Raw genomic sequence first — 26,843 nt, forward strand, 5'->3', positions numbered from 1 at the left:
GAGGAACCAGGATAGGTCACGACACCCCGATCCCCCGGCCCGCCTGACGGCCGGGTTCGGCGGCCGTCCGATACGGCCACCGTCGCCCCCGCTGCCTCCACGTACACCCGGCAGCGGGGGCGATTACCCCGTTCAGGCGACCGCACCGAGCCAGGGCCTCCGCCCGAGGCCGGTGAGTTCGACGCTGGCGTCCCAGAGGCGTGCGGCGGTGTCGGGATCGGTCATATGAGGGCGCGGGGTCTCGCGGCCGGGCGCTCCGCGCAGGCCGAAAATCCTTGGGCCCCAGAGCTCTCCGCTGCCGATATCGGGATCGAGGACAGCGCGGACGATGGGGCGGGCGCCGGCGTGTTTGCCGTGGAGCACCAGTCCGGCCCCGAGTCCGCGCAGATGTTGGGCCGTGGTGCGGATGAACAGCGGCGGCCGCGACGGAGTCAGAGAGTCCAGTGCGCCACCGGGGTGGGCGACGATGCTGGCGGTGGTGGCGCCGAGCGCGCGCAGGCGGCGGTCGAGTTCGAAGCCGAACAGCATCTGCGCCAGCTTCGATCGGCCGTAGCTGCGCTTGGGGCGGTAGTCGTGTTCGGAATCCAGATCGATGAGGTCCAGGCGCTCCGACCGGGCCGCGAAGCTGCCGACCGTGACGACCCGGCTGTGCGGGGTCGCCGTCAGCAGCGGCATCAACCGATGCACCAGCGCGAAGTGGCCGAGATGGTTCGTCGCGAACATCAATTCGTGCCCCTGCGGGCTGAGGCGACGCCGATGATCGGACAACATCACCCCGGCGTTGAGGACGACCGCGTCGAGTCGCTCGGTATCGAGCGCCTCCACCGCGGCCGGGAGGGTCGCCGGATCCGCCAGATCCAGCGGAATCTGCCGTAACCGGGCGTCGGGGATCCGGGAGCGGATCGTCGCCAGGGCGAGTTCGGCCTTGGCGGTATCGCGGCAAGCGAGCACGACGGTGGCGCCGGTGGCGGCGAGCTGTTCGGCGACGAAGTATCCGATGCCCGCGTTGGCGCCGGTGACCAGGAATGTCTTGTCCCCGGCCGGGAAGGTTGCGGAGGCTGTCATGGACTCGACTGTCGCGGGCGGCTCTTGCGCCGCACTCACACCGCACTGGCATATCCCCCTATCGCGTTGGGGTACAAGACATTTGGAAGCATCGATGCAAACTCGGGACTGTTAGGATCGGTGCCGTCGATGTCGACTGGCCAGGCCGAATCACACTCTCCCCGAACGACTTACCAGCGCTCCGGGAGAACACCACGCTTCACGAGATGCGTGGGTTATGGTCCGACGAAAGGCAAGACAAATGACACACATCGGTGGCGCTCTGGCGACGGCCGGCGCGATTCTCGTTCTCGCTTTCGGTGGTGCTGCCAGTGCCAGCGCCGATCCGTCCATCGCGAGCCCGGAGGCGCACGGCGTCTTCTCCTACACCGACCACGGTGGCCGCCAGGAACTGCGCGATCCCCGGAACCACGAGTGCTACCGCATCGAAGGACACGGCCGCGCCAAGAACGACACCAACCGCGTGGCCGAGTTGTTCCGCAACGGCGACTGCCGCGGCGAGGCCAACGACGCCCTGGCGCCCGGCGAGCGCGACCGCGACGTCGATTTCCGCTCGGTGCGGTTCGTCGACTAACCGCTCGGCGTCTCGAGATGTGCACCGAGGTCCTGGTGTGTGCACCTCTGCGTGACGCGTTGTGAACCGGTCCGCTCCCTCCGTAGTGGTGACGGAGGGAGCGGATACCCCGAGTTTCGCCGAGCTCGCGGGCGCGTTCGGTGATTACCCTGGGCGGAGTGCAGACAAGTCTCCTGGCGCATGTCGCCGCGGCGAACTCGTTGACCGGGCGGTGGTGCGCGGTCGCGGGCAGCGAGGATTTCGTGCTGTCAGGCTGCGGGGTGTGGCCGCTACTCGGCGTATTGGCCTCGGCGGCAAGCGAACCCGCGCGGACGGAACTGGCCGCAGCGGTCGGACTCGCGGATGCGTCGGCGCAGGAGGCGGCGCTGCGGCTGTTGGCCGAAGTGGCCGACGCCGAGACCATCGCCGGCGCGCTCGGCGTGTGGGTGCGCAAGGATGTGCGGCTGCGTGAGCGGTGGGCGGGGTCGCTGCCCGCCGGAACCGTCGACACGCTGACCGATCAGGCCGCGCTGGACGCGTGGGCCGATCGGCACACCGACGGGCTGATCCGCCGGTTTCCGCTGGATATGACGTCGGAAACGCTGCTCGTGCTGGCCACCGCGATCGTCGCGCGCACCGCATGGCGCGAGACGTTCGACGACGATGTGCTCGAACCGCAGGACGGGCCCTGGCGCGGGCATCGCGGACCGGGACTGTCGCGGTATTCGCGGCAACTCGACGATGCGGCCCTGGTCGACGGCGATACGCCGGTGACCCGGGTGGTGGTGCGGGGTCGGGGTGATCTCGATGTCCACCTGCTGACCGGCGCGGGCACGCCCGGCGCGGTGCTAGGGGCGGGGCTCGCAGCGCTGGACGGGTCGGTAGTGGCGCGGGCCGATCTGCCGATCGGGACCGAGGGACCCGGCCTGATCGTGCGCGAGACCCGAGCCGTGGCCGACACCCTGCGAATTCAGCTGCCGCCGTTCGAGATTCGTTCCTCGCATCGACTGCTGGACCGGGCCGAGCTGTTCGGGCTGCGTACCGCCGCCGACGACGGAGCACAGCGTTTTCCCGAAATCTCCGATACCCCACTCTATGTCGCCGATGCCGCGCAGGACGCGCTCGCCCGTTTCACCCGGGACGGCTTCGAGGCGGCCGCGGTGACTGCGATCGCGCTGGCGAGGGCGATCGCCCTGCCGCATCCGCGCCCCGCGCTGGAAATCTCGGTCACCTTCGATCGGCCGTTCGGCTTCCTCGCCGTGCACCGGACCACCGGCTTGGTGATCGTGGCCGGGTGGGTCGCCCGGCCGCCGGTCTGAGGTACGGATGTCCGAACAGCTCGACACCTCGATGCCCGAGGCAGCGGTCGCGCCGCGCACCGCGGGCCGCACCCTGGACTGGATCCGGCTCGCACTGCTGGCGGCCGGGCTGCTGTGCGTGGCGACCGGACTGCTGCCGCGTGCCGAGGCCGCCGCCAATATGCGCCGGATCGGGCCGCTGCTGCTGTTTCTCATCGGCGTGATCGTGTTGGCCCAGCTCGCGCGGCGGGCACTGGTCTTCGATGTGATCGCGCATCGGCTCGCGATCATCGGACGCGGCAACTACGCGATGCTGTTCGTGCTGTGCGCGCTGTTCGCGGCCACGACGACCATGGTGCTCAACCTGGACACCACGGCGGTCCTGCTCACCCCGGTCATGTTGGCGCTGGCCGTACCCGCCCGCATAACCCCCCTGCCACTGGCCATGACGACGCTGTGGCTGGCCAATACCGCGAGCCTGGTGCTGCCGGTCGCCAATCTCACCAATCTGCTCGCCGCCGACCGGGTCGGACTCGACGCGACCGCGTTCGCGGCGAGAATGTGGCTGCCACAACTGGTTTCGGTACTGGTGACGATGGCGTTCCTGTGGATCTGGTACTGGCGACGGCGATACCGCGGCGCCGACCGCTACCATCCGCCGGACCCGGTACGTCCCGCCGACGAGCGGCAACGCGCCCTGTTCTACATCACGGGCGCGGCCTGCGCGTTGTTCGTCGCGGCCATTCCGTTCGTCGGCGACCGCATCGGATCGGCCGCGGCGGTGGCCGCCGTCATCGCCGTCGCGGCCTTCGCCGTGCTCGACCGCTCGGCGCTGCGCCTGTCGCTGATCCCATGGCAGCTGCTGATCTTCGTGATCGGCCTGTTCCTGGTGATCCCCACTCTCGGACGGTTCGGCCTGTCGGAGCTCATGGGAACCCTGATCGGCGCCGACCCGGGCATATCCGGGGCCTATCGCGCCGCGGCGGCCGGGGCGGGCCTGTCGAATCTGGCCAACAATCTGCCCGCCTACACCGCCGGTGAGGCGGTCATCCCGCCGGATCATCGAAATCAATTGCTGGCGTTGCTGATCGGCACCAACATCGGCTCGATCGCCACGCCCTGGGCATCGCTGGCAACGCTGTTATGCCTGGAATTCTGTCGCACACACGGGGTTCGGGTACCGATGATCCGCTTCGTCGCCACCGGGATCGGGCTGGCGGTGGTCGCGACGGCGAGTGCGGTCGCGGCGCTGTACGTCACCGGCTCCTGAGCCAGCTGTATTCGGAGCTGTTTCGGGAGTTACTGGCCGAGACGGCCGGGTGCGGATGCCCGAGTCGTTCGCGCCCCCGGACCAGCCACCGACCGTCGATATGACCCCCTACCTCGGCGTCTACGAGCGCGAAGGTGTGACCATCACGATCACCGACGATCCGACGCCGCACCTGCGCTACGAGTTCACCGGCGGCATGAAGGACTTCTCGCCGCCGTTGGAGGCCGATCTGACGCCGGTCTCGGAGCAGGTCTTCGCCGCCGCCGGGGCGGGCTCGTTCTCCGGGACATGGATGCCCGTGGTGTTCGATGCCCTGCCCGACGGGACGATCTGCTGTTATATCGGAATGCGCTGCGCCCCAAGGACTGCCGCATCGCCGACTCAGCCGGTGATCTCCCATTCGTAGACCGTCAGCTCGGAGGCTCCGGTCGTGTGGATGGGGTCGGTGTGGATCAACTCCCTTGCCTGGGCAAGGCTTTCGGCCAGAACAACGTAGGCGCCGCCACTGCCGTCGGTGAACCGGCCGGTGCAGTCGAGGCGGTCGCCGGCGCGGACCTCGGCGAGCCAATCGCGATGCGGTTGGATCACCGAGTCGTCCCACTGTGCCGTGCGCATGGCCAGTACCAGGTACTTGCGCACTACGCCTCGTCGTCGCGGACGGGGGTCACGCGCGTCGCGGCGGCCGCGGCCCGCACCTGCGGGGCGACCTGCACGACCTGGCCGAGTACGCCGTTGACGAAGCTCGGCGAATCGTCGGTGGACAGCTCCTTGGCCAGCTCCACCGCCTCGTCGACGGCGACCACGGGCGGCACGTCGGTGGCGTGGAACAGCTCCCACACCGCCACTCGCAGGATGGCGCGGTCCACGGCGGGCAGCCGCGACAGCGTCCAGTCCTGCAAGTAGGACTCGATCGTGCCGTCCACCCGGTCCAGGTCGTCGGCGACGCCCTCGACCAGGGTCCGGGTGTAAGGGTTCACCGGTGCCACCGAATCGTCGCGAACCGAGAGCCGCACACGTTCGTCGAGCAGGTCGGCCGGATCGATGTCACGGGCCTCGGCCTCGAACAGCAGGTCCACCGCGCGGCGGCGGGCCTTGTGCCGGGCACCGAGTTTCTTGTACTGGGACTTCTTGTCTCCGGACTGATCCGCCACATTCACCAGATTAGGCGTTCACTCGGCCGAGGTAGCTGCCGTCGCGCGAGTCGATCTTCAGCTTGTCGCCCTGGTTGATGAACAGCGGCACCTGAACCTCGGCGCCGGTCTCCAGAGTGGCCGGCTTGGTGCCCGCGCTGGACCGGTCGCCCTGCAGGCCCGGCTCGGTGTGGGTGACCACGATCTCCACGGTGACGGGTAGCTCCACGTAGAGCACCTCGCCCTCGTGGGTCGCGACCTGCACCGACATGTTCTCCAGGAGGAACTTCTCGCCGTTGCCGAGCACCTGACCGCTGATGTGGGTCTGCTCGAAGGTGTCGCCGTCCATGAAGATGTAGTCCGACCCGTCGTGATACAGGTAGGTCATATCGCGGCGGTCGACCGTGGCGGTCTCCACCTTCACACCGGCATTGAAGGTCTTGTCGACCACCTTGCCCGAGAGGACGTTCTTCAGCTTCGTACGCACGAACGCCGGACCCTTACCGGGCTTGACGTGCTGGAACTCGATAATCTGCTGGAGCTGATTGTCGATCTTCAGCACGAGGCCGTTCTTGAAGTCGCTCGTGTCCGCCACTGTCCTCGGATCTCCTGTTCGTAGGGCAACCGTCGTCAGTCGACGACAGTCAAGTCTTTGCTGGTGAGCGTGAGCAGCTCGGGGCCCCCTTCGCGAACCACGAGCGTATCCTCGATGCGGACACCGCCGCGGCCGGGGAAGTACACACCTGGCTCGACGGTCACCGCCACGCCTCCGAGCAGTGTACCCGTGCCCGCTTTGGCGAGTCCGGGCGCTTCGTGGATCTGCAGGCCGACTCCGTGCCCGAGACCGTGCACGAACAGCTCGCCGTGACCGGCCTCCTCGATGACCGACCGCGCCGCCGCATCGACCGCGGCGCAGGCCACCCCGGGTTTCAGCGCATCCTCCCCGGCCCGCTGCGCCGCGCGGACCAGCTCGTAGAGCTCGCGCTGCCAACCGCTTGGCTCCCCGAGTACCAGGGTGCGGGTCATATCGGAGTGGTAGCCGTCGACCCGCGCACCGAAGTCGATCTTGACGAAATCACCGGCGGCCAGCACCGCATCGGTCGGACGGTGGTGCGGCACGGCCGAATTCGAGCCCGTGGCGAGAATGGTCTGGAACGCGACGGCCTCGGCGCCGTGTTCGAACATCAACCAGTCCAGTTCGAGCGCCACCTGACGTTCGGTGCGGCCGGGACGCAACCCGCCGCGTTCGAGCAGGGTGGCCAGGGCCGCGTCGGCGGCGGCGCAGGCGGCGCGCAGGCGGTCCACCTCATAGGCGTCCTTCACCTGACGCAGCTGCTCGATCAGGTTCGCGGTGGGCACGAATTCGAGCCCGGTACCCCAGTCCAGGAACGCGCGATGCTGATCGACAGTGACCACATGGCCTTCGAAGCCGACCCGGCCGGTCTGCCACTCCCCCGCCAGTTCGACCAGTCGGCGGGCGCTGGCCCGCGCGATCTCCGCGCGCAGGTCGGGAACCTGTTCGGCGACCTGCGTGGCATAGCGGCCGTCGGTGCAGATCACGGTCCGTTCCTCGGCGCCGTCCCAGGAGTAGACCAGCAGCGCCGCATTGGATCCGGTGAAACCGGTCAGATATCTGATATTGACCAGATCCGTCACCAGCAGGGCATCGACACCGTTCTCTACCAACAGGTCCCGCAGCGCGGCCCGTCGGGCCGCGTGGTCGGGACGGCGCACACCGTGATCAGACATGGCTTCAACGCTACCGCTCCCGGCCGCATCCCTCGCCATCCTGTTCACCATCGCAATGAGGCCGCGACACACCTCGGTAGCTGGGCGAATCGGTTCCGGGGTCGCCGATTCGTACTCATGGGTTGTTCACATGCGTTGGAGTTGTCCACATTTCGTGTTCGCAGCCCCCATCGACGGCCGCGGCGACGCACGATCGAGGACATGACCGCCCTCGCATTCGCCCTGCTGGCCCTGTGGTGCATCACGTTGAGCGTCATCGACCTGCGCACCCGCCGACTACCGGATCGGCTGACCCTTCCCGGCGGATCGGCCGTACTGGTCTATGCCCTGTTCAGCGACCGCTTCGCCGCCGCCGTGGCGGGTGCGCTGCTGCTGGCCGTTCCGTATCTGCTCATCCATCTGGCCGCGCCGGTGGCATTCGGCGCCGGCGATGTGAAACTCGCGATCGGGCTCGGGGCGGCCGCCGCCTGTGGCGGAGCGCACGTCTGGACCTGGGCGGCGCTGAGCGCTCCGGTGCTGACCGCGCTCGCCGGCGGCGGCACGACCCTGGTGCGCGCCTACCGATCACATGCGCCGCCCGCGAATTCCGCTGTGCCGCATGGTCCTTCGATGTGCATTGCCACGATCGCCGCGCTATTGGCGGTGTCGTAGTCCCGATCATCCTCAACTCCGATCAAGGTCCGGCCGGGCCGCTGCGGCGCGCGGCCGATCCGGCCGGATGCCCGACTGGAGGTGCCGACGTGGAAAGATGGTCGCCGTGTTGCGCTGGATAACTGCCGGAGAATCTCATGGTCCCGCCCTCGTCGCGATCCTGGAGGGGATGGTGGCCGGTGTCGAGGTGACCTCCGCCGACATCGCCGCGCAACTCGCGCGCCGCCGCCTCGGGTACGGCCGCGGTGCCCGGATGAAGTTCGAGGCCGACAAGGTCACCGTCGTCGGCGGTGTCCGCCACGGCAAGACGATGGGCGGACCCATCGCCATCGAGATCGCCAACTCCGAATGGCCCAAGTGGACCGAGGTGATGTCCGCCGATCCGGTCGATGAGGCCGAACTGGCGGAGATGGCCCGCAACGCGCCCCTGACCAGGCCACGACCCGGACATGCCGACTACTCGGGCATGTTGAAGTACGGCTTCGACGACGCCCGCAACGTGCTCGAACGCGCCAGCGCCCGGGAGACCGCCGCCCGGGTGGCGGCGGGGACCGTCGCGCGGGCGTTCCTGCGCCAGGCCCTCGGTGTCGAGGTGGTATCGCATGTGATGTCGATCGGAACCGCCCGGACCACAAGTGATTTGGTGCCGACCGCGGCGGATCTGGCCGCGATCGACGAGAGCCCGGTGCGCGCGTTCGACAAGCAGGCCGAGGAGGCGATGATCGCCGAGATCGAGGCCGCGAAGCGGGACGGCGACACCCTCGGCGGTGTGGTCGAGGTCGTGGTGGAGGGCCTGCCGGTCGGGCTCGGCTCGTTCACCAGCGGCGAGAACCGGCTCGACGCGCGACTCGCGGCCGCGCTCATGGGCATTCAAGCCATCAAGGGCGTCGAGGTCGGCGACGGGTTCGAGACCGCGCGCCGCCGCGGCAGCCAGGCCCATGACGAGATGAAGCCCGGCCCGGACGGCGTGCTGCGCTCCACCAACCGCGCGGGCGGGCTCGAGGGCGGCATGACCAATGGCGAAGCCCTGCGGGTGCGCGCGGCGATGAAGCCGATCTCCACCGTGCCCCGCGCCCTGTCGACGGTGGACATGACCACCGGCGACGAGGCCGTCGCGATCCATCAGCGTTCGGATGTGTGCGCGGTTCCCGCAGCCGGCGTGGTCGCCGAGGCCATGGTCGCGCTGGTCGTGGCCCAGGCCGCGATGGAGAAGTTCGGCGGGGACTCGCTGTCCGAGACGGTCGACAACATCACCAGCTATGTGAAACGGATCAACGCGCGCCCGCATATCCCGGGCACCGTGACGTCATGATCGTCCAGACCGACCCGCGCCGACCGTGCGTGGTGCTGGTCGGGCCGCCGGGGGCGGGTAAGTCGACGATCGGTCGCAAACTCGCCCGCGAACTCGGCGTCGAACTGTTCGACACCGACGCCGGGATCGAGGAGGAGACCGGGCGCACCATCCCGGAGATCTTCGCCGACGACGGGGAACCGGAGTTCCGCCGTATCGAGGAGCGCGTGGTGCGCCGCGCCATCCTCGCCGAACGTGGCGTGGTATCGCTGGGCGGCGGCGCCGTGCTGTCGGCGAACACCCGCGAGCTTCTGCACGGGCGCACCGTCGTATACCTGGAAATCAGTGTGGCCGAGGGGCTTCGGCGCACCGGCGCGAACTCCAATCGACCGCTGCTCGCGGGCGACGATCCGGGCAGCAAGTACCGCAAACTCATGCGCGAACGCCGCCCCCTCTACCGCGAGGTCGCCAGCGTGCGCGTACGCACCGACGGCCGTAGCCCCGGCCGGGTGGTCCGCAACATCATGGCCAAGCTGGACCTGGAGCCGGCCGCGGCACAGCCGTCGACGACCCCGTCCCGCCCCGCGGATGGCGAGGGCACCAGCCGCCGCGCCCGCGCCCGGCGCCGTCGCCGCGGCCGTAACGCCTCGAACCCTCCTGCGACCGAGGCGAATTCGCCGGTGACTCGCCAGAACGGCACAGCCGCCGCCGATCCGGGCGGCCAGGCCGCACCGACCGACGGCGAATCCGCCGACGCGGCAAAGGAATCCACACCACGGCGTCGATCTCGCCGCTCACGACGAGGTGGCCGCCGCCACACCCGCAAGACGGTCACACCAGCCGACGCCACCACCGAGGCGGCAAACGAACCCTCGCCCACAACGGCCGATACCCGTCCCTCCGCAGCAGGCACCCGCTCGTCCGCGGCAGTACGCGGCCGTTCTTCTGTGGAGGCAAGCACGTCCTCCGTGGAGGCAGGCACGGCGGCAGATGTCCCTGCCGTCGTGGCGGCGGGCGTCGCTTCTTCCGTGGCAGCAACCACCTCCTCGACCGCGACGGCCACTGGATCTGCCGAAACGGCAGGTAACGGCATCAAAGCTGGGAATCGTCGACGTCCACGCCGCACCACCCGCTCCTCCGGGGCACCCGCTGCCACCGGGGACAGCTCTGGTCACTCCGGCGGGCCGTCGAATACCTCTCCGCGGTCGGAGACGGTGCTGTCCAGCGAAGCCGATCACGGTGCGGCGAGGGTGGGTGCTGCCCGAGAATCGACCCGCACCTCCTCCGGTGCCGATTCCGCTGACGCACAGGGTGATACGGACCGCAACGGCTCCGCCGGGGCAGCGGCCGCGTTGAACGGACGCGCTGATTGGCAAGCGCGGCAGGCACATTCGGCGCCGTCCAGTGGTGGCTATCACGACTCCGCGGCCTCCTCTGGCGAGATCTCGCGCCACGATGAGCGTGACGCGGCACGCGGTGGCGCGATCACCGACCCTCGATACGGTGGGGCCGCTCGATCCGCTGAAGCGGTCGACTCGATTGTGCGCCAAGCGGATTCGGACCATCCGCCCGGCGGTCCGAGGGCCGGGGAAGCGGTCACGGAACCGCCCGAGGCGCGCGATGCCGTTCGGCGCACGGGCCGGTCGCGGCGGAGCGCGGGCCGGGCGGCCGGTCCGCCTGCCCCGATGGGTTCGAGTCAGTCCGATCGGGCGCATCCGTCGGGCGCGGCCTCTGCTCGACACGACGAACGCACCAATTCCGCACCGACGCAGGGGAACTCGTCCCCGCTCGACCAAGGCGACACCGGGCCCTCCCATCGCGCGGAGGCATACGACGCGCAGACACGTACACGACGAACACTAGAAGAATCGGAGCAGCTGCGATGAGTGAGCCGACCCGCATCGAGGTCCGTGCCGCCGACCCGTACCCGGTGATCGTCGGCCGGGGCCTGCTGGGCGACCTGGCCGATCAGGTGACCGGGCAGCCGGGCGTGCGGACGGTGGCGATCTTCCATCAGCCGCCGCTCACCGACACCGCCGAAGTGGTGCGGCAGGCGTTGGTCGACAGGGGGCTCGACACGCATCGCATCGAGATTCCCGATGCCGAGGCCGGGAAGGACCTGCCGGTGGCCGGGTTCTGCTGGGAGGTGCTGGGCCGCATCGGCCTCACCCGGCAGGATGTGGTCATCAGCCTGGGCGGTGGTGCCGCGACCGATCTGGCCGGATTCGTGGCCGCGACCTGGATGCGCGGGGTGAAGATCGTGCACGTGCCGACCACCCTGCTCGCGATGGTCGACGCGGCCGTCGGCGGGAAGACCGGGATCAACACCGAGGCCGGGAAGAATCTGGTCGGCTGCTTCCATGAACCGACAGCTGTGCTGGTGGATCTGGCGACGCTCGAGACGGTGCCGCGGAACGAGATCGTGGCCGGGATGGCGGAGATCATCAAGGCCGGTTTCATCGCCGATCCGGTGATCCTGGACCTGATCGAGCGCGATCCGAAGGCCGCGCTGGATCCGGCCGGTGAGGTGCTGCCCGAGCTGGTTCGCCGGGCCATCCAGGTGAAGGCCGATGTGGTCTCCGCGGATCTCAAGGAGGCCAGCCTGCGCGAGATTCTCAACTATGGTCACACCCTCGGACACGCCATCGAGCGCCGCGAGCGCTACCGCTGGCGGCATGGCGCCGCGGTGTCGGTGGGCCTGGTCTTCGCCGCCGAACTGGGCCGGCTCGCGGGACGCCTCGACGATGCCACCGCCGACCGCCACCGCACCATCCTCGACAGTGTCGGCCTGCCGATCACCTATGACGCCGACGCTCTCCCTCAGCTGCTCGACACCATGCAGACCGATAAGAAGACCCGCTCGGGCGTTCTGCGCTTCGTCGTCCTCGACGGCCTGGCCAAACCCGGCCGCCTCGAGGGCCCGGACCCGTCCCTGCTCGCCGCCGCGTACGCCACCGTCGCCCGAGAGGGCTCCCCCACCGGCGGCGCAATCCTGCTGTAAAACCGGTTTCGCACCAGGGAATCAGGCTCGTGCTCGGCAGGGTACGGGCCTGATCGGCCGTCAGACGCTGTCCGGTCGCAGCCATGCGACCGGACGGAATCGGCCAAGCATGTGCGGCCGGACCGAGTCGATATCCGGGCACATGGGTTGCCGTCACGTCCGACTGCCGAAATCGGTGGCCTGACCTGCACGCAGGTGGATACGGTCGCTGAATGCGCGATGCGATGTTCACCGACCCACGCCTGGCGGCTGTTTACGATGCCTTCGACGGTCCCCGCCACGATCTGACTGCCTATCTCGGCATCGTCGAGGAGCTGGGGGCGCATACGGTGATCGATATCGGCTGCGGGACAGGGTGTTTGGCCATTCTGCTTGCCGAGAGCGGTCGTCGGGTCGTGGGTGTCGAGCCAGCCGAGGCATCGCTCGATATCGCGAGGTCGAAGGATATCGATGCCCGAATCAGTTGGGTCAGCGGTGCTGCGACGACCGTTCCCGCGCTCGAGGCGGATCTGGCCGTGATGACGGGTAATGTCGCGCAGGCTCTGCTGGCCGACGAGGAGTGGGCGCGGGCCCTGCGGCAGATCCGGGGCGCGCTTCGGCCCGGCGGCTATCTCGTATTCGAGACCAGACGTCCCGAGCGCCGGGCCTGGGAGGAGTGGACCGACACCGATCCGGTCGTCGTCGATGTTCCCGGCAGTGGGTGGGTGGAACAGTATCGCGAGGTCACAGACGTGAACCTGCCGCTGGTCTCGCTCCGCGTCACCTACCGCTTCCGGTCGGACGGCGCGGTGATCACCTCCGATTCGACCCTGCGGTTCCGCGACCGGGACGAGATCGAGTCGAGCCTTGCCGCGCACGGCTTTTCGGTGCTCGACGTGCGAGAAGCTCCGGATCGCCCGGGGCGCGAATTCGTATTCGTCACCATGCGCACTGTCTGAATTCGGCTGCGCCCGAACACATATCGGCCGCAGTCACGCGATCGTGAAGATCAGGCGGCAGACGGGGTCGCCTGGGTGGGTCCGGTCTCGGCCTTGCGATGCTCCCGGCCCACCAGGAACCGGCCCAGTGCGGCCCCGGCCATGGCCGGAATGAAGATCAGCAGGACGATGAACGCCGCACCGGCGGTGAGCTCGAAGATCAGGCCGTTGCCGCCGAGATCGAACTTCGGGACGAAATCCAGCAGCCAGGCCACCAGGCCGCTGCCGAGGCCGCCCACCACACCGGCCTTCAGCCAGCGCATGGTGAGGTCGGCGCCGCCGCGTTCGGGATCCGGATTCGCGCGGCGGTCGTTGCGGCCATCGATCAGACCCCAGGCGATACCCGCCCCGACCAGCACGATCAGGCATAGCGTCCGCATCCACTCGCCGTGCGTCGGCGAGTAGACCATCCCGAAGCCCAGTACGGTCCGCAGGAACACCGTCAGCGCCCCGAGGACTGTGGCGCGCAACACCCACGCATTCATGTCGACCACCCTAACCTGCCGAGGAACTCCGAAAAACAGTAACCGGTGTCAGTTGCGCAGTGCGGCGGCCATCGCCGCGCGAGGCGCGGGCCGCCCGGTGAACTGCTCGACCTGTCCGTACGCCTGATTCAGCAACATCTGCAGGCCGCTGATCACCGTATTCCCCGCGCGCGTCACGGCCTGCGCCAACGGAGTCGGCCACGGGTTGTAGATGGCATCGAGTACCACCGGGGCGGCGGCGACCGCCTCGGCGACGGCCGCGGCGCCCTCGGCGGGCACGGTGCTGACCACCGCCTCGGCATCCGCACACACCCCGCGCAGGGCCGCGGAGTCGAAGCCGATCACCGTCACCGCCATACCGAGTCGTTCGGCCAGCTCGCGGGTGCTCGCGGCCCGGCCCGCATCCCGCGCGACGATCGTCACCGCCCGAGAACCCAACTCCGACAAGGCCAACAGCGCGGGTCGAGCCGTGCCGCCGGCGCCCAGCACCACAGCCCGCTCGACCTTCTCGACCCCGCCGCCCCGCAGCGCGCCGCGCACGCCGTCGACATCCGTGCAATCGGCGCGCCAACCGGTCGCGGTGTGTATCAACGTATTCGCCGATTCGGCGAGCACGGCCCGCTCGGTCCGCTCATCGGCGTAGTCGAGGGCGGCCACCTTGCCGGGCATGGTCACCGACAGCCCGACCCATTCCGGGCCGAGCCCAGCGACCAGATCCGGCAGCTGTTCGGCCGTGCACTCGATGCGCTCGTAGCTCCAGTCCAATCCGAGGGCCCGATAGGCCGCCAGATGCAGTTGGGGCGAGCGCGAATGTGAGATCGGGCTGCCGAGCACGGCCGCCCGCCGACTACCGTCCACCGGACTTGCCACTATCCAGAATTCCGCTCTGCTCGGCGAGTTTCACATTGCGCAAATGTTCGGCGTAGTCGGCGGTGAACCGCGTCTCGCCCTGCTTGTTGATGGTCACGAAGTACTTCCATGGCCCGGGCTTCGGGTTGTCCATGGCCTTCAGCGCGTCCAGCGAGGGCGACGCGATCGGGCTCACGGGCAGCCCGGGGTTGACATAGGTGTTCCACGGGGTCGGGCGGTACCGGTCGTTCGAGTCGGTCTGGACCTCGATGCTGTCGAGTGTGTAGTTGACCGTGGAGTCGAACCGCAACTTGTGGTCGTCCTGGTCATCCGACTCGAGCCGGTTGACGATTACCCGCGCGACCATCGGCATATCCTTCGGTTGAGCCTCGCGCTCCACCAACGACGCACCGATCAGTGTCTGGTACGGGCTCAGATGGTTCGCCGCACCGGACTGCAACAGCCCGGTCGACTCGTACATCTGCGCACTCTGGCTGATCAGCTGTGCGAGTATCTGCGTCGGCGATCCGGTGGGGTCGAAGTCCAACGCGCCCGCGGCGATCAACCCTTCGAGCTGACGGCTGCGATCGGGCACATGACGCACCGCGTCCAACGCCCAAGCTGGTACGCCGAGCGCGGTCGGATCGGTGCTCGCCCCGGCCTCGTCCAACTGCTCGGCGGTGACACATTTCTTCTCGGCGCCGGTACCCATGCAGCTCGCCTCGGCGATCTTGCCGTAGATGCCCTGGTTGCGGGCGTGGGTGGTGACATCGGTGGAGTCGTGCAGCCGCTTGCCCTCGGGAATCACGACATTGCCGACCCGATTCTTCCTCTCCAGCAGCGCGGCCACGGCATCGGCGCCCTTGATGTGGGTGGGCAGCGCGTAGTAGCCGGGCTGCACCGCGGTCATCCCCGAATTGCGCACGGCGGCCTCGTAGAACGCGCCCGTGCTGGCGACGACGCCCTTATCCGCCATGGTCTTGGCGATCTGCTCGGAGATGTCGCCCGGCCGCACATGCACCACCGTCACCGGACCCGGTGGGCCCGCGAAGTCCTCCGGCCCGCCGAGCTTGCCGATCAGCTTGTACCCGACGTAGCCGCCCGCGACCACGAGCAGCAGTGCGAGGATGCCGCCGAGGACCAGCAGATTGCGCCGGCGCCGCTTGCGTTCGGCCGCCTTGCGTGACGCCGACCGCGAGCGACGGCCGCGGGTCTGCCCGCGCCCCGACTCGCCGCGCCCGCGCGCCCGCGCGGCGGCCCGGCCAGCGCGCGCACCAGACCGGCCGCGAGCGCGCGTGGTCTGTTCGGTGACGTGGTCCTCATCGTCCCAGTCCTCGTGGTCCTCGCCCGCCCAGTCCTCGGATCGGTCGTCGTGCCACGCACGGGATCGGGTATCGGCATCCCAGTCGTCACGCTCGTCGGTATCCCAGGCCTGTTCGTCGGTATCCCAGTCCTCGGATTTGGCGTGCCGGGTGCGACCGGCGGAGCCGCGCGGCGCCGCACGACCACCGGGCGGGCGGGCCGGGGGCTCCTGATCGTCGGTGTAGCGGGGGATGACGGTGGTGTCGTCCTCGTAGTCGTCCCAGTCGTCGGTGGGGGCCGCATGCCGCGCGCCGCCGCGGCTCGGGGGAGTCCGCTCGGCATCGCCCCAGTCGTAGTCCGAGCGCCGGTAGCGCCGTTCCTCGGTGCGCTGCCGAGCACGCTCTTCCGCACGGGCCCAGCGGTCGTTCATCCGACCACCTCGCCGCCTGCGTCACCGGCCGACTTCAACACCGCACTCCGTTCGTCCAACCATCCCTGCAGGATCGAGACGGCCGCCGCCTGATCGATCACCTGTCGCTGGCCACGCGCGCGAACTCCACTGTCTCGCAATGCACGTGCTGCAGATACCGTAGTCAAACGTTCGTCGGAAAGTCGTATCGGCACACCAGGAATCATGCGCCGCAAACGTTTCGCAAAGCTCGCGGCGATCTTGGCTGAGGACCCATTTTCCCCGCGTAACGTGCGGGGAAGGCCGACGATCACCTCGACGGCCTCGTACTCCCGCACAATCTCGGCAATCCTGATCAAATCGGTCGGTTCCGCGGCGCTGCGCTTGGCGCGCGCGACGGTCTCCACGGGGGTCGCCAGAATCCCGTCCGGATCGCTGGCGGCGACACCGATGCGGACCGAGCCCACATCGATGCCGATGCGGCGGCCCCGGCCGGGATCGGTCGCGGCGCCGGGCCGGTCGACCTCGATCCCGCCAGGCGCCGCCTGCTCCGACCTGTCCGAATTCTCGGAGCTGTCCATCAGCCGGCGAGCTCGGCCACCCGCGCCCGCACCGCGGCCAGGCCCGCCTCGATTCCCGACGGATCCGCGCCCGCACCCTGCGCCATCTCGGGCTTGCCGCCGCCGCGGCCGGCGATGCTCGGGCCGAAGCTGCCGACCAGGTCACCGGCCTTGACGCCGAGCTCTTGGGCGGCCTTGTTCACGGTGACCACGAACGGCACCTTGCCGTCGGCATTGCCGAGCAGCACGACCACCGCGGGCTCACCGCCGAAGCGGCCCCGGATATCGGTGGCCAGCGTGCGCAGATCTCCCCCGCCCACACCCTGCGGGGCGGCGGCCGCGACCAGCAGCACCTTCCCGACCCGTTGAGCGCCCTGGACGAACGTCCCGGCCGAGGACAGCACCGCGGCCAGCTTGGTGCGCTCGAGTTCCTTCTCCGCGGCCTTGAGCCGTTCGACCAGCTGCTCGACCCGCGCCGGGACCTCCTCGGAGGGAACCTTCAGACTCGCGGCCACACCGGCCAGCAGCGCCCGCTCCTTGGCCAGGTACTGATAGGAATCCAGGCCCACGAACGCCTCCACGCGTCGCACGCCCGAACCCACCGACGACTCGCCCAGCAGCGTGATCGGACCGATCTGCGAGGAATGCGCGACATGGGTACCGCCGCACAGCTCCATCGAGAACGGGCCGCCGATCTCCACGACCCGCACCTCGTCGCCGTAGTTCTCGCCGAACAGCGCCATCGCGCCCATCGCCTTGGCCTTGGGCAGATCGGTGACGAACGTGTTGACCGGGAAGTCCTCGCCGACAGCCTGATTCGATACGACCTCGATCTGCTCCTTCTGCGATTCCGACAGCTGGCCCTGCCAGTTGAAGTCGAAGCGCAGATAGCCGGGCTTGTTCAGCGAACCGGCCTGTACCGCGTTCGGGCCGAGCACCTGCCGCAGTGCGGCGTGCACCATATGCGTGCCGGAATGGCCCTGGGTCGAGCCACGCCGCCAGGCCGGATCGACCTGGGCGAGCACGGTGTCACCCTCGGTGATCTGGCCCTGCTCGACCGTGGTCTTGTGCACCCACAGCGTCTTGGCGATCTTCTGCACATCGTTCACGCGCAGCTTCACCCCGCTCGCGGTGAGCGAACCACGGTCAGCGATCTGGCCGCCGGATTCGGCGTACAGCGGGCTGCGGTCGAGGATCACCTCCACGTCCTGCCCGGCGACCGCGGCCGGCACCCGCACGCCGTCGGCGATCAGCGCGAGCACCCGCGCCTCGGTGGCGAGTTCGTCGAATCCGGTGAACTCGGTCGCGCCGCGATCGACCAGCTCCTTGTAGATGGTCAGATCGGCGTGGGCGTGTTTGCGGGACTGGGCGTCCTCCTTCGCGCGCTGCCGCTGCTCGGCCATCAACGACCGGAACCCCGTCTCATCGACCTCGAGCCCGGCCTCCGCGGCCATCTCCAGGGTCAGGTCGATCGGGAACCCATAGGTGTCGTGCAGGGTGAAGGCGTCGGTGCCGGAGATCTTGCGGCCACCGGTGGACTTCACCTCGTCGACGGTCTCGTCGAACAGCTTGGTGCCGGTACTGAGCGTCTTGAGGAATGCGGACTCCTCGCCGACGGCCACATTCTCGATGCGCCGGAGATCGGTGCCCAGCTCCGGATACGACGGCGACATCAGCTCGCTGACGACCTTCATGAACTCGCTCATCACCGGCTTGTCCGCGCCCAGCAGGCGGGCCGAGCGCACGATCCGGCGCAGCAGACGGCGCAGGACGTAGCCGCGGCCGTCGTTGCCGGGGTTCACGCCGTCGGCGATCAGCATGGCCGCGGTGCGGGCGTGATCGGCGATGACGCGGAAGCGCACATCATCGGCGTGTTCGACGCCGTAGTTCTTACCGGTCAGCTCCTCGGCCTTGGTGATGATCGGGCGGAGCAGATCGGTTTCGTAGACGTTGTCGACGCCCTGCAGCAGGAACGCCACGCGCTCGACGCCCATGCCGGTGTCGATGTTCATCTTGGGCAGCGGGCCGAGGATGTCGAAGTCGTCCTTGCTCCGGCCCTCGCCGCGCTCGTTCTGCATGAACACGAGGTTCCAGATCTCGAGGTAGCGATCCTCATCCGCCTCGGGCCCGCCGTCGCTGCCGTATTCGGGGCCGCGGTCGAAGTAGATCTCCGAACACGGGCCGCACGGGCCGGGGATGCCCATCGACCAGTAGTTGTCGGCCATGCCGCGGCGCTGGATGCGCTCGGGCGGCACGCCGATCGAGAGCCACATCCGCTCGGCCTCATCGTCGTCGAGATAGACGGTGACCCACAGCCTTTCGGCGTCGAAGCCGTAGCCGCCGTCCTCGACGCCGTTGGTCAGCAGGGACCAGGCCAGTTCGATCGCACCGCGCTTGAAGTAGTCGCCGAAGCTGAAGTTGCCGGCCATCTGGAAGAACGTGTTGTGCCGGGTGGTGATCCCGACGTTCTCGATGTCGAGGGTGCGCACGCATTTCTGGACGCTGGTGGCCGTGGCGAACGGCGGCGTCTGCTGCCCGAGGAAGTACGGAACGAACTGGACCATGCCCGCGTTGACAAACAACAGGTTGGGGTCGGCCAGGATCAGCGAAGCACTGGGTACTTCGGTGTGCCCGGCACGGACGAAGTGGTCCAGGAAGCGCCGTCGAATCTCGTGGGTCTGCACAGCCGTCCAGCCTACCGGGCCAGGTCCAACCGGCTTTCGGTGGTGGTCACAGGCAGACTGATCAAAGTTTGAAACATGTATGGCTCAGATCACGTAACCAACCGTCTCGCTATATGTGATGCTGGAAAAGTAGGTAGCTGAACAGTTGCCCAACTCCGACGTACCGAACACGGAGTGGGAGGAGGTTCCAGCAATGGCAGTAGCCGACGTCGATGCGATGTCGATACAGCACTTCTACGGGTTGCGCGGCACCGGGAGCTGGCGGCCGAAATCGTTCCGTCAACCACCCGGCGTCGAGCACCCGGTGCTCCGGTGCGGACCCATGGGTCAAGTAAGTGGCCCATCGTCCCGACCGGTGGAGTGATTTCCGAGCAGACCGTTTTCCCAGGTCAAAGCCGATTCATCTGCCGATAGACCGAGGGCCATGAGGCCGTCGCAGCAATTCTCGTTACCGACTATCGGCAAAACAATCAGGCTCTGGATCACCCCGCCGAATCATGACCTCGTCGAAAGGAATCGGCCTACACATTTTGCAGGGCGGTACCGTGCCCAAAATCTGAAACGAGGACATTTCAGGGTCGGGCGCGGGGCCAACCGCCGAATCGGAGCCATTCCAGCGAATTCCCATTCGCATTCAGGAGGAATGATGAACATCTCGTATGGATGGGGACGGAAGGCACTGTGGTCCGTCGCCACGCTGTTACTGCTGGCGGTGCCCATCGCCGCCGCCGTACACAATGCACCGCAAGCCAGGGCGGGCGAAATCGAACTGCCCGCAATCGATCTGACGCCGCCGATCGACCTGGGCCCGATGGCAATGCCCCAGATCGACGTGCCGAGAATCGATATCCCGCGGTCCGAGGTGATTCCGCCGATCGACCTGCCGACCAACGCGCTTCCGCCGGTGGTCGACCAGGTCCTGCCGGGCCTGCTGGACCAGCTGGGCCAGCAGGCTCAGCGGCTCCAGGGCGGGCCGCAGACCGCTCCGCCCGAGAATCCGATACCCGCGCCGTCGGGCGATCAGTCGCTGGGCAATCAGGGCCCGGCCGGCGGCGGCGATTCGGCCGGTTCCGACGCGGCCTCGTCCGGCGCCCCACCCGAATCCGCCCCGAGCCCACAATCCGATGCGGGCGGCGGTTCGGACAATGCCGGGCCCTCGTCGGGCGGGCAGTCCAACGACCAGGGCGGCAACCCGCCGCAGGCAAACGCTCAGCAATCAAACCCTCAGCCGCAGGCGGCCGGACCCTCGAACGGCGGCGGTAATCAGCCGCAGGGCAACAGTCCGTCCAACGGCCGGTCGGGTGGCGATCAGATACAGGCCGATGGCCCCGACAACCAGCCCCCGGGCGATAAGCCGCAGACCAGCGGCAATGGCAACCAACCGCAGGCGAACGGTCCGTCGAACAACCAGCCGCGGGGTAACAAGCCGCAGACCAACGGACAGTCCGGCGGGAATCAGCCGCAGGCGAGCGGACCGTCCAATGGTCAGCCGCAGGGCGATAAGCCGCAGACCAATGGTGGCGGCAATCAGCCGCAGGCCAGTGGCCCGTCCAACGGCCAGCCCCAGGGCAACAAGCCGCAAACGAACGGTCCGTCCAACGGACAGTCCGGTGGTAATCAGCCGCAGGCGAGCGGTCCGGGCAACGGCCAACCGCAGGGCAACGGATCGGGTAAGGGCAATGGGCCCGGTAATGGCAACGGCAATGGGCCCGGCAACGGTAACCAGCCGCAGGCCAGTGGCCCGTCCAACGGTCAACCGCAGGGCGACAAGCCGCAGACCAACGGTCCCTCCAACGGCCAGTCGGGTGGTAAGCCCCAGGCCAGCGGTCCCCGCAACGGCCCGTCCCGAGGCAGTAAGCCGCAGACCAATGGTGGCGGCAACCAACCGCAGGCGAATGGACCGTCGAACAACCAGCCGCAGGGCAACCAACCGCAGGCCAACGGTCCGTCCAACGGCCAATCGGGCGGCAACCAGCCGCAAGCCAGCGGACCGAGCAACAATCAGCCCCAAGGCAATTCGCAGACCAGCGGAGGTAATCAGCCGCAGGCGAGCGGACCGTCGAACAACCAGCCGCGGGGTAGCAAGCCGCAGACCAACGGGCAGTCGGGTGGGAATCAGCCGCAGGCCGGTGGACCGTCCAACGGTCAGCCGGAGGCGGCGGGTCCGTCCACCGATGGTGGCCGATCGCAGAGCAGTGGACCGTCGAACGGACAGCCCCAGGCCGACGCGCCGACCGCGCAGGGCGATGCGCCCCAGTCCGAACCGGTGATCGAACAGGCCCCCGGCGACCAGGCATTCCCGCAGACGCCGTTGGGGAATGGGCCGAATGCCGTTGCGCCGCAGAGTGATCTGCCGGCCCCCGGTCCGCAGCCGAGCGCCGTCGAACCGATCGGCACGTCGCCGCTCGCGCCGCAGTCGCTCATGCCGAATATCGAACCGCAGTCGCTGACCAGTCTGGTCCCGAAGATGAACGGCGATCAGCTCGAACTCCCCGAGCTGGATATGCCGGCCGTGGACATCCCCGCGGGTGATCTGCTCCCGCCGGTGATCCCGGATGTGGCGGTACCGCCGATCGATATCCCGGCGATCGATCTCCCCGATCCCGACACGCTGTCGCCCACCACGATCATGGGTGCCGCCGTCGGTGCGGGAGTGGGCGCCGCGGTCGGTGCACCTCTCGGTGCGGCCGCCGGTGCGGTGACCGGAGCACTCGCCGGTCCGGTGATCGGCGCCGTCGCGGGCACGGTCCTCGGTGAGGGCGTCGGTATCGAGATCGGCCTGGAAACCGCGGGCATTTCGGTCGTCGCGGGTGCGCCCCTCGGTGCGATCGCCGGTGCGGTCCTCGGCGAACCGCTGGGTATCGGCATCGGCGCGATCGGTGGCGGTATCGCGGGCGGCGTGGCAGGAGCAGCCCTCGGTGGAGCGGCCGGTGCCGCACTGGGCAGCCTGGTGCCGTAATCCCAACCGAGACATAACGAGCCGTCGAGTCGGACCGTAACCGGAACTCACCCGTCGAGAGCGCGCCTTGGCAGCGAGAACCCCACGGCCCCAACGATAACGGCAGACCTGACCCGCAGCGTCTACAGGAGGTGAAGCCACCGTCCCGCAGCGGTCCGTAGCGACCGAGCGTCCGAGATCCCGTACCGCGGGCCACAGGCCCGCTCAGGAATCGGCCGACGATCGATCGGACAGCATCTCGAGGACGATGCGATACACATCAGGCCCGACACGGAACCGGGTGCCGCTGAGCAGGTTTCAGCGAATAGCCCACCGGGCGCTCGGACACCGTCCGCGGACGATGCGGCTTACCACACGCCCGCACGGAACCGAGTATCGCTGAACGCGGCAAGCCCGACCGACGATCACTGCCCCCGAACGATCCGGCGCAGCTTCGTCACCCGTGGTCCGACCTCGCGCTCGTAACCGTGATCGGTGGGCCGGTAGTAGTCCATCCCGACCAGATCGTCGGGCGGATACTGCTGGGCGAGAACGCCATCGGGATGGTCGTGCGGGTATCTGTACCCCTGCGCATTGCCCAACCGAGCGGCGCCCGCGTAGTGCCCGTCGCGTAGATGCGGCGGCACCGCACCCGCCTTGCCCTTGCCGATATCGGCCAGGGCGGCACCGATCGCGGCCGTGACCGCGCCCGACTTCGGGGCGGTGGCGATATGCACCGTGGCGTGCGCGAGAGCGAGCTGGGCCTCGGGCATGCCGATCAGCTGCACCACCTGGGCGGCGGCGACCGCGGTCTGCAACGCCGTCGGATCCGCCATGCCCACATCCTCGCTGGCCTGAATCATCAGACGGCGGGCGATGAAGCGCGGATCCTCACCGGCGCTGATCATCCGGGCCAGATAATGCAGCGCGGCATCGACATCCGAGCCGCGCAGGGATTTGATGAACGCGCTGATCACGTCGTAGTGCTGATCGCCGGCGCGGTCGTAGCGCACGGCCGCCTTGTCGACGCTCGCCTCGACGAGATCCACGTCGACGGCGCCGTCCAGCGACGACTCCGCCGACGCCTCGAGCGCGGTCAGCGCGCGTCGCGCGTCGCCGCCCGCGATCCGCACGAGGTGGTCCAGTGCCGCGTCGGTGACGGCGTATTCGCCGCGCAGGCCGCGTGGATCCTCGATCGCGCGGCGCAGCACGGCGCGAATATCGTTGTCCGACAGCGACTTCAGCTGCAATACAAGCGATCGCGACAGCAGCGGGGATACCACCGAGAACGACGGATTCTCCGTGGTCGCACCGACCAGCAGCACCACCCGGTTCTCCACTGCGGCCAGCAGCGCGTCCTGCTGGGTCTTGGAGAAGCGGTGCACCTCGTCGATGAACAGCACGGTCTGCTCCCCGGCCAACAACCGCCGCCGCGCGATATCGATGACCGCGCGCACCTCCTTGACGCCCGCGGACAGCGCCGACAGCGCCTCGAACCGGCGACCGGTGGCCTGTGAGATCAACGAGGCGAGCGTCGTCTTCCCGGTCCCCGGCGGCCCGTAGAGCAGCACCGACGCCGCACCCGAACCCTCGACGAGCCGCCGCAGCGGCGACCCGGGCCCCAGCAGATGCTGCTGCCCGACCACCTCGTCGAGACTCGCGGGCCGCATCCGCACCGGCAAGGGAATGTGCTCCCCCGCCCCACGGAACTCGACCGCACCTCCACCGGTCATCGGCTCCGCCGTAGGCGCGTCGAACAACCCCTCACTCATGACATCACCCCGCTGACGCTCGCGGCCGCCGTGCGTGAAGCACGCCGCGACGGTTCACTCGCACATGACGCCACCTCGCCGACGCGCGGCGCCCCCGGATGCGAAGCGCGCTGTGCCAATGGTTCACCCACACGCTCGCTCATGACGCCACCTCGCCGACGCGCGGCGCCCCCGGGTGCGATGCACGCTGTGCCAATGGTTCACCCACACGCTCGCTCATGACGCCACCTCGCCGACGCGCGGCGCCCCCGGGTGCGATGCACGCTGTGTCGATGGTTCACTCGCAGGCTCGCTCACGGAATCGACCGTACCGCGCAGGTCCGACAGGGTGAGTGGGCAGACCTCACACCGGGCGCGCCTCGAGGATGTCGTCCATGCTGGCGGTGCGGATCCGGCGGACCAGTTCGAAGCCGTTGGCGGCCAGGAGCTCCCGATATCCCTGTTCGGTGCGTTCGCGGCCGCCCGAGGTGAGCAGCATCTCCAGGTCCAGCATGGTGTTGAAGTCACGGCGCGGATCGTCGGCCAGGACCATCTCGATGAGCAGCAGCCGCGCCGAATCGGTCATCGCCGCGCGCACGGTCCCCAGGATGCGCTCGGCCTGTTCGTCGGGCCAGTCGTGGATGACATGTTTGAGGATGTAGGCGTCCCCGCCCGCCGGTGCCTGCTCGAAGAACGAGCCGGTGACCACGGTGCAGCGATCGGCCAGTCCGCGCTCGGCCAGCAGTGCCGGTACCGGAGCCACCACCTCGGGTAGATCGAACAGCACGCCGCGGGCGCCGGGTGTGCGGGCGAGGATCTCGGTGAGCAGCCGACCCTGACCGCCGGCGATATCGACGACGGTGGCGAACCGCGAGAAATCGTAGGCGGCCAGCGTCGGTTCGAGCGCCGCCGCGGAGAATTCGGTCATCGCCTCGTCGAACAGCTCACCGAGTTCGCGATCGGTCTGGATGTAGTCGAAGAACGGCATGCCGTAGAGCCGCCGGGCCGCCGACTCGCCCGTGCGGACCGCCGAGGGCAGCAGCCCCCACAGCGCGCCCTGTTTGGGATCGCCGATGAAACGCAGGCCGGCGCGCACGGATACTTCCGCATCGCTGCGCAGCGGCTGGGCCAGCGCGTTCAACGCATAGGTATCGCCCTGACAGGCGAAGATCCCCTCCGCGAGCAGCGGCCGCAGCAATCGCCGCAGATTGTCCGGCCGGGCGCCCACCCGGATGGCCAACTCCTCCAATGTCAGCGGCCCGTCGGCCAAGGCGTCGGCGACCCCGAGTTCGGCTGCGGCGCATAGGATCTGGGCCAGGAAGCCGGCCTGCACGATCTCGATCAGCGCCACCGGCGGCGGGACGGTCCGGCGATGCACGCTGGCCAGCGCACTACGAAACCGTCCGAGCAGGGTCAGGACGGGCAGCAGCGGAATCAAGGTGCGGCCGACTGGCATGACGGGCTCCCCCTACGAACGGCAGCGAATCGGTTGACCAGAACGTCCGTCCAGTCTGCCGCACCGATTCGCCCACCGGGTCGTATCCGTCCGAAACGCCGCAGCGCCCCTATTCCTCCCAGTACTCCTCGAGCGTCGCCGACACATGCTCCGCGAAATCGCCCAGCGGATCGTCGCCGGTGCAGCGCGCGTCCTCGGCGAGGGCGGCCCAGCGGTTGATCAGGGCCGCCGAGCGCGGAACCGACAGGCCGTGCTCGCGGGCGGCGGCGATGCGGGTGTGGTCGACGGGCAGGAACCAGTAGGTGGTCAGCCACACCCAGATCAGGCGGGCCTCCAGAATGCGCTCGGCCAGCAGGGTGTCATCGGCCAGATAGGGCCAGACGCCGACGACCTCCGACCGCCAGGCCTCGACCATCTGACGGGCGCGCTCACGCGACAGCTCGACATCGCACAGGCAGCCGGGGAAGGAGACCAGGGCATAGGCGATATCGAGGGTGGCGTCGCGGAATCCACCCCATTCGTAGTCCAGGAACCGCGCGCCCTCGTCGTTGAGGATCACATTGTCCGGACACAGGTCCGAGGGACTGAACGCGCGGAAGCGACCCGCCGAGAACAGCCGGTTGCCGCGCACGATCCGCTCGGCGATCTCGCCGGGCACCTCGATCCCCAACTCGCGCAACAGCAGGCCGGGCACCTCGTTGATCGCGGCCTCGGCCTGCTGGCCGATGCCGTCGACCCGGTGCGATACGTCCGCCCGGCGCAGCAGTGCCACGAAGTCGGGCTCGCGCCCGACCGTGGCGGCGTGCATGCGGCCCAGTGCCTGAGCGAACGCCATCAGCGCGTTGCGGCAGGCCGGTTCGGCGCCCGTATGTAGCACCGAGGTGAGCGACGTGTTCTCACCGAGATCACTGAGGATCAGCAGGCGATCCGGCAGGCTGTGGGCGAGCAGGTAGGCGCCGGGGCGGTGCCGGCTCGACAGTGCGGTGGTGAATTGGTAGGACACCGCTTCCCGGAGAAAGGCCGAATCGATACTGGCCACTCCTGGCGCCAGGCCGCCGATACGGCGCTCCTGCGCGGCGCCACGGACCTGCTTGACGATCAAGGTCCGAGGAAGTGAAAAGGCGTTCTCCGCAACACGGACGCGTAATACCGTCGTCCTGCCACTGCCGCTGAGTTCCATGGGATCGCTCAGCTTTACCGGAGCACCCATTCGCTTTGTAAGCAACTGTTGTGCCGCGGACACGACTTCGGCGGCGCGTTCGGCCAATAGTGCGGTCATCGGATCCCAAGTTACTCGCTTCGGGTCACTTTCAGCGAGCGGTTGCGCAACCTTTCGCGCGTCGCTCGGCGTGTCTTTGTGAAGCGTTCGTTACCGCGTGTGATGTTCGACGGGTATCACGAACTCTCCAGCCCGCGGTGCATCG

Annotated in this window: 22 protein-coding genes and 1 pseudogene; 10 read left to right on the forward strand and 13 right to left on the reverse strand. The window is 68.6% G+C overall.

Annotation, left to right across the window (positions count from 1 at the left end; all coding sequences use genetic code 11):
* Positions 1 to 132 precede the first annotated feature (132 nt).
* The gene (locus ACIA76_RS02015; protein ID WP_397147348.1) at positions 133 to 1,065 is read right to left on the reverse strand and encodes an SDR family NAD(P)-dependent oxidoreductase; all 933 of its coding nucleotides are present in this window, start codon (positions 1,063 to 1,065) and stop codon (positions 133 to 135) included.
* A gap of 241 nt (positions 1,066 to 1,306) precedes the next feature.
* On the opposite strand from ACIA76_RS02015, the gene ACIA76_RS02020 reads away from it, so the two are divergent.
* From ACIA76_RS02020 to ACIA76_RS02035, 4 genes are all read left to right on the forward strand, one after another.
* Positions 1,307 to 1,639: a hypothetical protein gene (locus tag ACIA76_RS02020; RefSeq protein WP_397147350.1), complete on the forward strand. Its 333-nt coding sequence runs from the start codon at positions 1,307 to 1,309 to the stop codon at positions 1,637 to 1,639.
* A 158-nt stretch (positions 1,640 to 1,797) separates the two neighbouring features.
* The gene (locus ACIA76_RS02025; protein ID WP_397147352.1) at positions 1,798 to 2,937 is read left to right on the forward strand and encodes a serpin family protein; all 1,140 of its coding nucleotides are present in this window, start codon (positions 1,798 to 1,800) and stop codon (positions 2,935 to 2,937) included.
* Between the two features lie 7 nt (positions 2,938 to 2,944).
* Entirely contained in the window at positions 2,945 to 4,186 is a 1,242-nt protein-coding gene (locus ACIA76_RS02030; RefSeq protein ID WP_397147354.1) for an SLC13 family permease, read from the forward strand.
* Positions 4,187 to 4,241: 55 nt separating this feature from the next.
* Positions 4,242 to 4,592, forward strand: coding sequence for a hypothetical protein (locus ACIA76_RS02035; RefSeq protein WP_397147356.1), 351 nt, complete (start codon positions 4,242 to 4,244; stop codon positions 4,590 to 4,592).
* On the opposite strand, the gene ACIA76_RS02040 is transcribed toward ACIA76_RS02035, so the two are convergent.
* From ACIA76_RS02040 to ACIA76_RS02055, 4 genes are read right to left on the reverse strand one after another with little or no spacing between them, the layout of a single operon-like run.
* Positions 4,568 to 4,825, reverse strand: a complete 258-nt coding sequence (locus tag ACIA76_RS02040; RefSeq protein WP_397147358.1) for a YciI family protein — start codon at positions 4,823 to 4,825, stop codon at positions 4,568 to 4,570. The two genes, ACIA76_RS02035 and ACIA76_RS02040, sit on opposite strands and share 25 nt — an antisense overlap.
* Positions 4,825 to 5,337, reverse strand: coding sequence for a transcription antitermination factor NusB (gene nusB, locus ACIA76_RS02045; RefSeq protein WP_397147360.1), 513 nt, complete (start codon positions 5,335 to 5,337; stop codon positions 4,825 to 4,827). The genes ACIA76_RS02040 and nusB overlap by 1 nt, the downstream gene beginning before the upstream one ends.
* 10 nt (positions 5,338 to 5,347) lie before the next feature.
* Entirely contained in the window at positions 5,348 to 5,911 is a 564-nt protein-coding gene (gene efp / locus ACIA76_RS02050) for an elongation factor P (RefSeq protein WP_397147362.1), read from the reverse strand.
* A 35-nt stretch (positions 5,912 to 5,946) separates the two neighbouring features.
* Positions 5,947 to 7,065, reverse strand: a complete 1,119-nt coding sequence (locus tag ACIA76_RS02055) for a M24 family metallopeptidase (protein ID WP_397147364.1) — start codon at positions 7,063 to 7,065, stop codon at positions 5,947 to 5,949.
* A 201-nt stretch (positions 7,066 to 7,266) separates the two neighbouring features.
* Between ACIA76_RS02055 and ACIA76_RS02060 the strand changes: the two genes are divergently transcribed.
* The 5 genes and pseudogenes from ACIA76_RS02060 (at position 7,267) to ACIA76_RS02080 (ending at position 12,946) form a co-directional block, all read left to right on the forward strand.
* Complete coding sequence (locus ACIA76_RS02060) at positions 7,267 to 7,716, forward strand: prepilin peptidase (protein ID WP_397147366.1); 450 nt, start codon at positions 7,267 to 7,269, stop codon at positions 7,714 to 7,716.
* 106 nt (positions 7,717 to 7,822) lie between these two features.
* A complete protein-coding gene (gene aroC / locus ACIA76_RS02065; protein ID WP_397147961.1) occupies positions 7,823 to 9,028 on the forward strand; it encodes a chorismate synthase in 1,206 nt (401 codons plus the stop codon).
* Positions 9,025 to 9,543, forward strand: a pseudogene (locus tag ACIA76_RS02070) (shikimate kinase); the annotation flags it as partial. The gene aroC and the pseudogene ACIA76_RS02070, both read left to right, overlap by 4 nt.
* Positions 9,544 to 10,889: 1,346 nt before the next feature.
* On the forward strand, positions 10,890 to 12,008 hold the full coding sequence (gene aroB, locus ACIA76_RS02075; RefSeq protein WP_397147368.1) for a 3-dehydroquinate synthase: 1,119 nt from the start codon (positions 10,890 to 10,892) through the stop codon (positions 12,006 to 12,008).
* A 212-nt stretch (positions 12,009 to 12,220) separates the two neighbouring features.
* Positions 12,221 to 12,946 carry a class I SAM-dependent methyltransferase gene (locus ACIA76_RS02080; protein WP_397147370.1) on the forward strand — a complete coding sequence of 242 codons (726 nt, stop codon included), beginning with the start codon at positions 12,221 to 12,223 and terminating at the stop codon, positions 12,944 to 12,946.
* Positions 12,947 to 12,996: 50 nt separating this feature from the next.
* On the opposite strand, the gene ACIA76_RS02085 is transcribed toward ACIA76_RS02080, so the two are convergent.
* From ACIA76_RS02085 to alaS, 5 genes are read right to left on the reverse strand one after another with little or no spacing between them, the layout of a single operon-like run.
* Positions 12,997 to 13,470, reverse strand: coding sequence for a B-4DMT family transporter (locus ACIA76_RS02085; RefSeq protein ID WP_397147372.1), 474 nt, complete (start codon positions 13,468 to 13,470; stop codon positions 12,997 to 12,999).
* A gap of 48 nt (positions 13,471 to 13,518) precedes the next feature.
* Positions 13,519 to 14,328: a shikimate dehydrogenase gene (locus ACIA76_RS02090; protein ID WP_397147374.1), complete on the reverse strand. Its 810-nt coding sequence runs from the start codon at positions 14,326 to 14,328 to the stop codon at positions 13,519 to 13,521.
* Positions 14,318 to 16,051 carry an endolytic transglycosylase MltG gene (mltG, locus tag ACIA76_RS02095; RefSeq protein WP_397147376.1) on the reverse strand — a complete coding sequence of 578 codons (1,734 nt, stop codon included), beginning with the start codon at positions 16,049 to 16,051 and terminating at the stop codon, positions 14,318 to 14,320. Before mltG ends, ACIA76_RS02090 begins: the two co-directional genes overlap by 11 nt.
* Positions 16,048 to 16,611 (reverse strand): Holliday junction resolvase RuvX, encoded by a 564-nt coding sequence (gene ruvX, locus ACIA76_RS02100; RefSeq protein ID WP_397147378.1) that lies wholly within the window; start codon positions 16,609 to 16,611, stop codon positions 16,048 to 16,050. The genes mltG and ruvX overlap by 4 nt, the downstream gene beginning before the upstream one ends.
* Positions 16,611 to 19,274 carry an alanine--tRNA ligase gene (gene alaS, locus ACIA76_RS02105; protein ID WP_397147380.1) on the reverse strand — a complete coding sequence of 888 codons (2,664 nt, stop codon included), beginning with the start codon at positions 19,272 to 19,274 and terminating at the stop codon, positions 16,611 to 16,613. Before alaS ends, ruvX begins: the two co-directional genes overlap by 1 nt.
* A gap of 646 nt (positions 19,275 to 19,920) precedes the next feature.
* On the opposite strand from alaS, the gene ACIA76_RS02110 reads away from it, so the two are divergent.
* Entirely contained in the window at positions 19,921 to 22,233 is a 2,313-nt protein-coding gene (locus ACIA76_RS02110; protein WP_397147382.1) for a hypothetical protein, read from the forward strand.
* 404 nt (positions 22,234 to 22,637) lie between these two features.
* Here ACIA76_RS02110 and ACIA76_RS02115 read toward each other — a convergent pair whose 3' ends face one another.
* From ACIA76_RS02115 to ACIA76_RS02125, 3 genes are all read right to left on the reverse strand, one after another.
* Complete coding sequence (locus ACIA76_RS02115; protein WP_397147384.1) at positions 22,638 to 23,984, reverse strand: replication-associated recombination protein A; 1,347 nt, start codon at positions 23,982 to 23,984, stop codon at positions 22,638 to 22,640.
* 343 nt (positions 23,985 to 24,327) lie between these two features.
* Positions 24,328 to 25,419, reverse strand: coding sequence for a methyltransferase (locus ACIA76_RS02120; RefSeq protein ID WP_397147386.1), 1,092 nt, complete (start codon positions 25,417 to 25,419; stop codon positions 24,328 to 24,330).
* Positions 25,420 to 25,528: 109 nt separating this feature from the next.
* On the reverse strand, positions 25,529 to 26,698 hold the full coding sequence (locus tag ACIA76_RS02125; RefSeq protein WP_397147388.1) for a phosphotransferase family protein: 1,170 nt from the start codon (positions 26,696 to 26,698) through the stop codon (positions 25,529 to 25,531).
* Between the last annotated feature and the right edge of the window lie 145 nt (positions 26,699 to 26,843).

It is taken from the genome of Nocardia sp. NPDC051570, from assembly GCF_044454005.1.
In the GTDB taxonomy this organism is placed as follows: Bacteria; Actinomycetota; Actinomycetes; order Mycobacteriales; family Mycobacteriaceae; genus Nocardia.

What these genes read in the sequence shown, in the direction of transcription:
- ACIA76_RS02125 (WP_397147388.1), bottom strand. Translation starts at nt 26,698, where the DNA reads ATGACCGCACTATTGGCCGAACGCGCCGCCGAAGTCGTGTCCGCGGCA.
- ACIA76_RS02055 (WP_397147364.1), bottom strand. Translation starts at nt 7,065, where the DNA reads ATGTCTGATCACGGTGTGCGCCGTCCCGACCACGCGGCCCGACGGGCC.
- mltG (WP_397147376.1), bottom strand. Translation starts at nt 16,051, where the DNA reads ATGAACGACCGCTGGGCCCGTGCGGAAGAGCGTGCTCGGCAGCGCACC.
- aroB (WP_397147368.1), top strand. Translation starts at nt 10,890, where the DNA reads ATGAGTGAGCCGACCCGCATCGAGGTCCGTGCCGCCGACCCGTACCCG.
- ACIA76_RS02115 (WP_397147384.1), bottom strand. Translation starts at nt 23,984, where the DNA reads ATGAGTGAGGGGTTGTTCGACGCGCCTACGGCGGAGCCGATGACCGGT.
- ACIA76_RS02110 (WP_397147382.1), top strand. Translation starts at nt 19,921, where the DNA reads ATGAACATCTCGTATGGATGGGGACGGAAGGCACTGTGGTCCGTCGCC.
- ACIA76_RS02085 (WP_397147372.1), bottom strand. Translation starts at nt 13,470, where the DNA reads ATGAATGCGTGGGTGTTGCGCGCCACAGTCCTCGGGGCGCTGACGGTG.
- ruvX (WP_397147378.1), bottom strand. Translation starts at nt 16,611, where the DNA reads ATGGACAGCTCCGAGAATTCGGACAGGTCGGAGCAGGCGGCGCCTGGC.
- ACIA76_RS02030 (WP_397147354.1), top strand. Translation starts at nt 2,945, where the DNA reads ATGTCCGAACAGCTCGACACCTCGATGCCCGAGGCAGCGGTCGCGCCG.
- ACIA76_RS02080 (WP_397147370.1), top strand. Translation starts at nt 12,221, where the DNA reads ATGCGCGATGCGATGTTCACCGACCCACGCCTGGCGGCTGTTTACGAT.
- ACIA76_RS02020 (WP_397147350.1), top strand. Translation starts at nt 1,307, where the DNA reads ATGACACACATCGGTGGCGCTCTGGCGACGGCCGGCGCGATTCTCGTT.
- ACIA76_RS02060 (WP_397147366.1), top strand. Translation starts at nt 7,267, where the DNA reads ATGACCGCCCTCGCATTCGCCCTGCTGGCCCTGTGGTGCATCACGTTG.
- ACIA76_RS02035 (WP_397147356.1), top strand. Translation starts at nt 4,242, where the DNA reads ATGCCCGAGTCGTTCGCGCCCCCGGACCAGCCACCGACCGTCGATATG.
- ACIA76_RS02015 (WP_397147348.1), bottom strand. Translation starts at nt 1,065, where the DNA reads ATGACAGCCTCCGCAACCTTCCCGGCCGGGGACAAGACATTCCTGGTC.
- ACIA76_RS02120 (WP_397147386.1), bottom strand. Translation starts at nt 25,419, where the DNA reads ATGCCAGTCGGCCGCACCTTGATTCCGCTGCTGCCCGTCCTGACCCTG.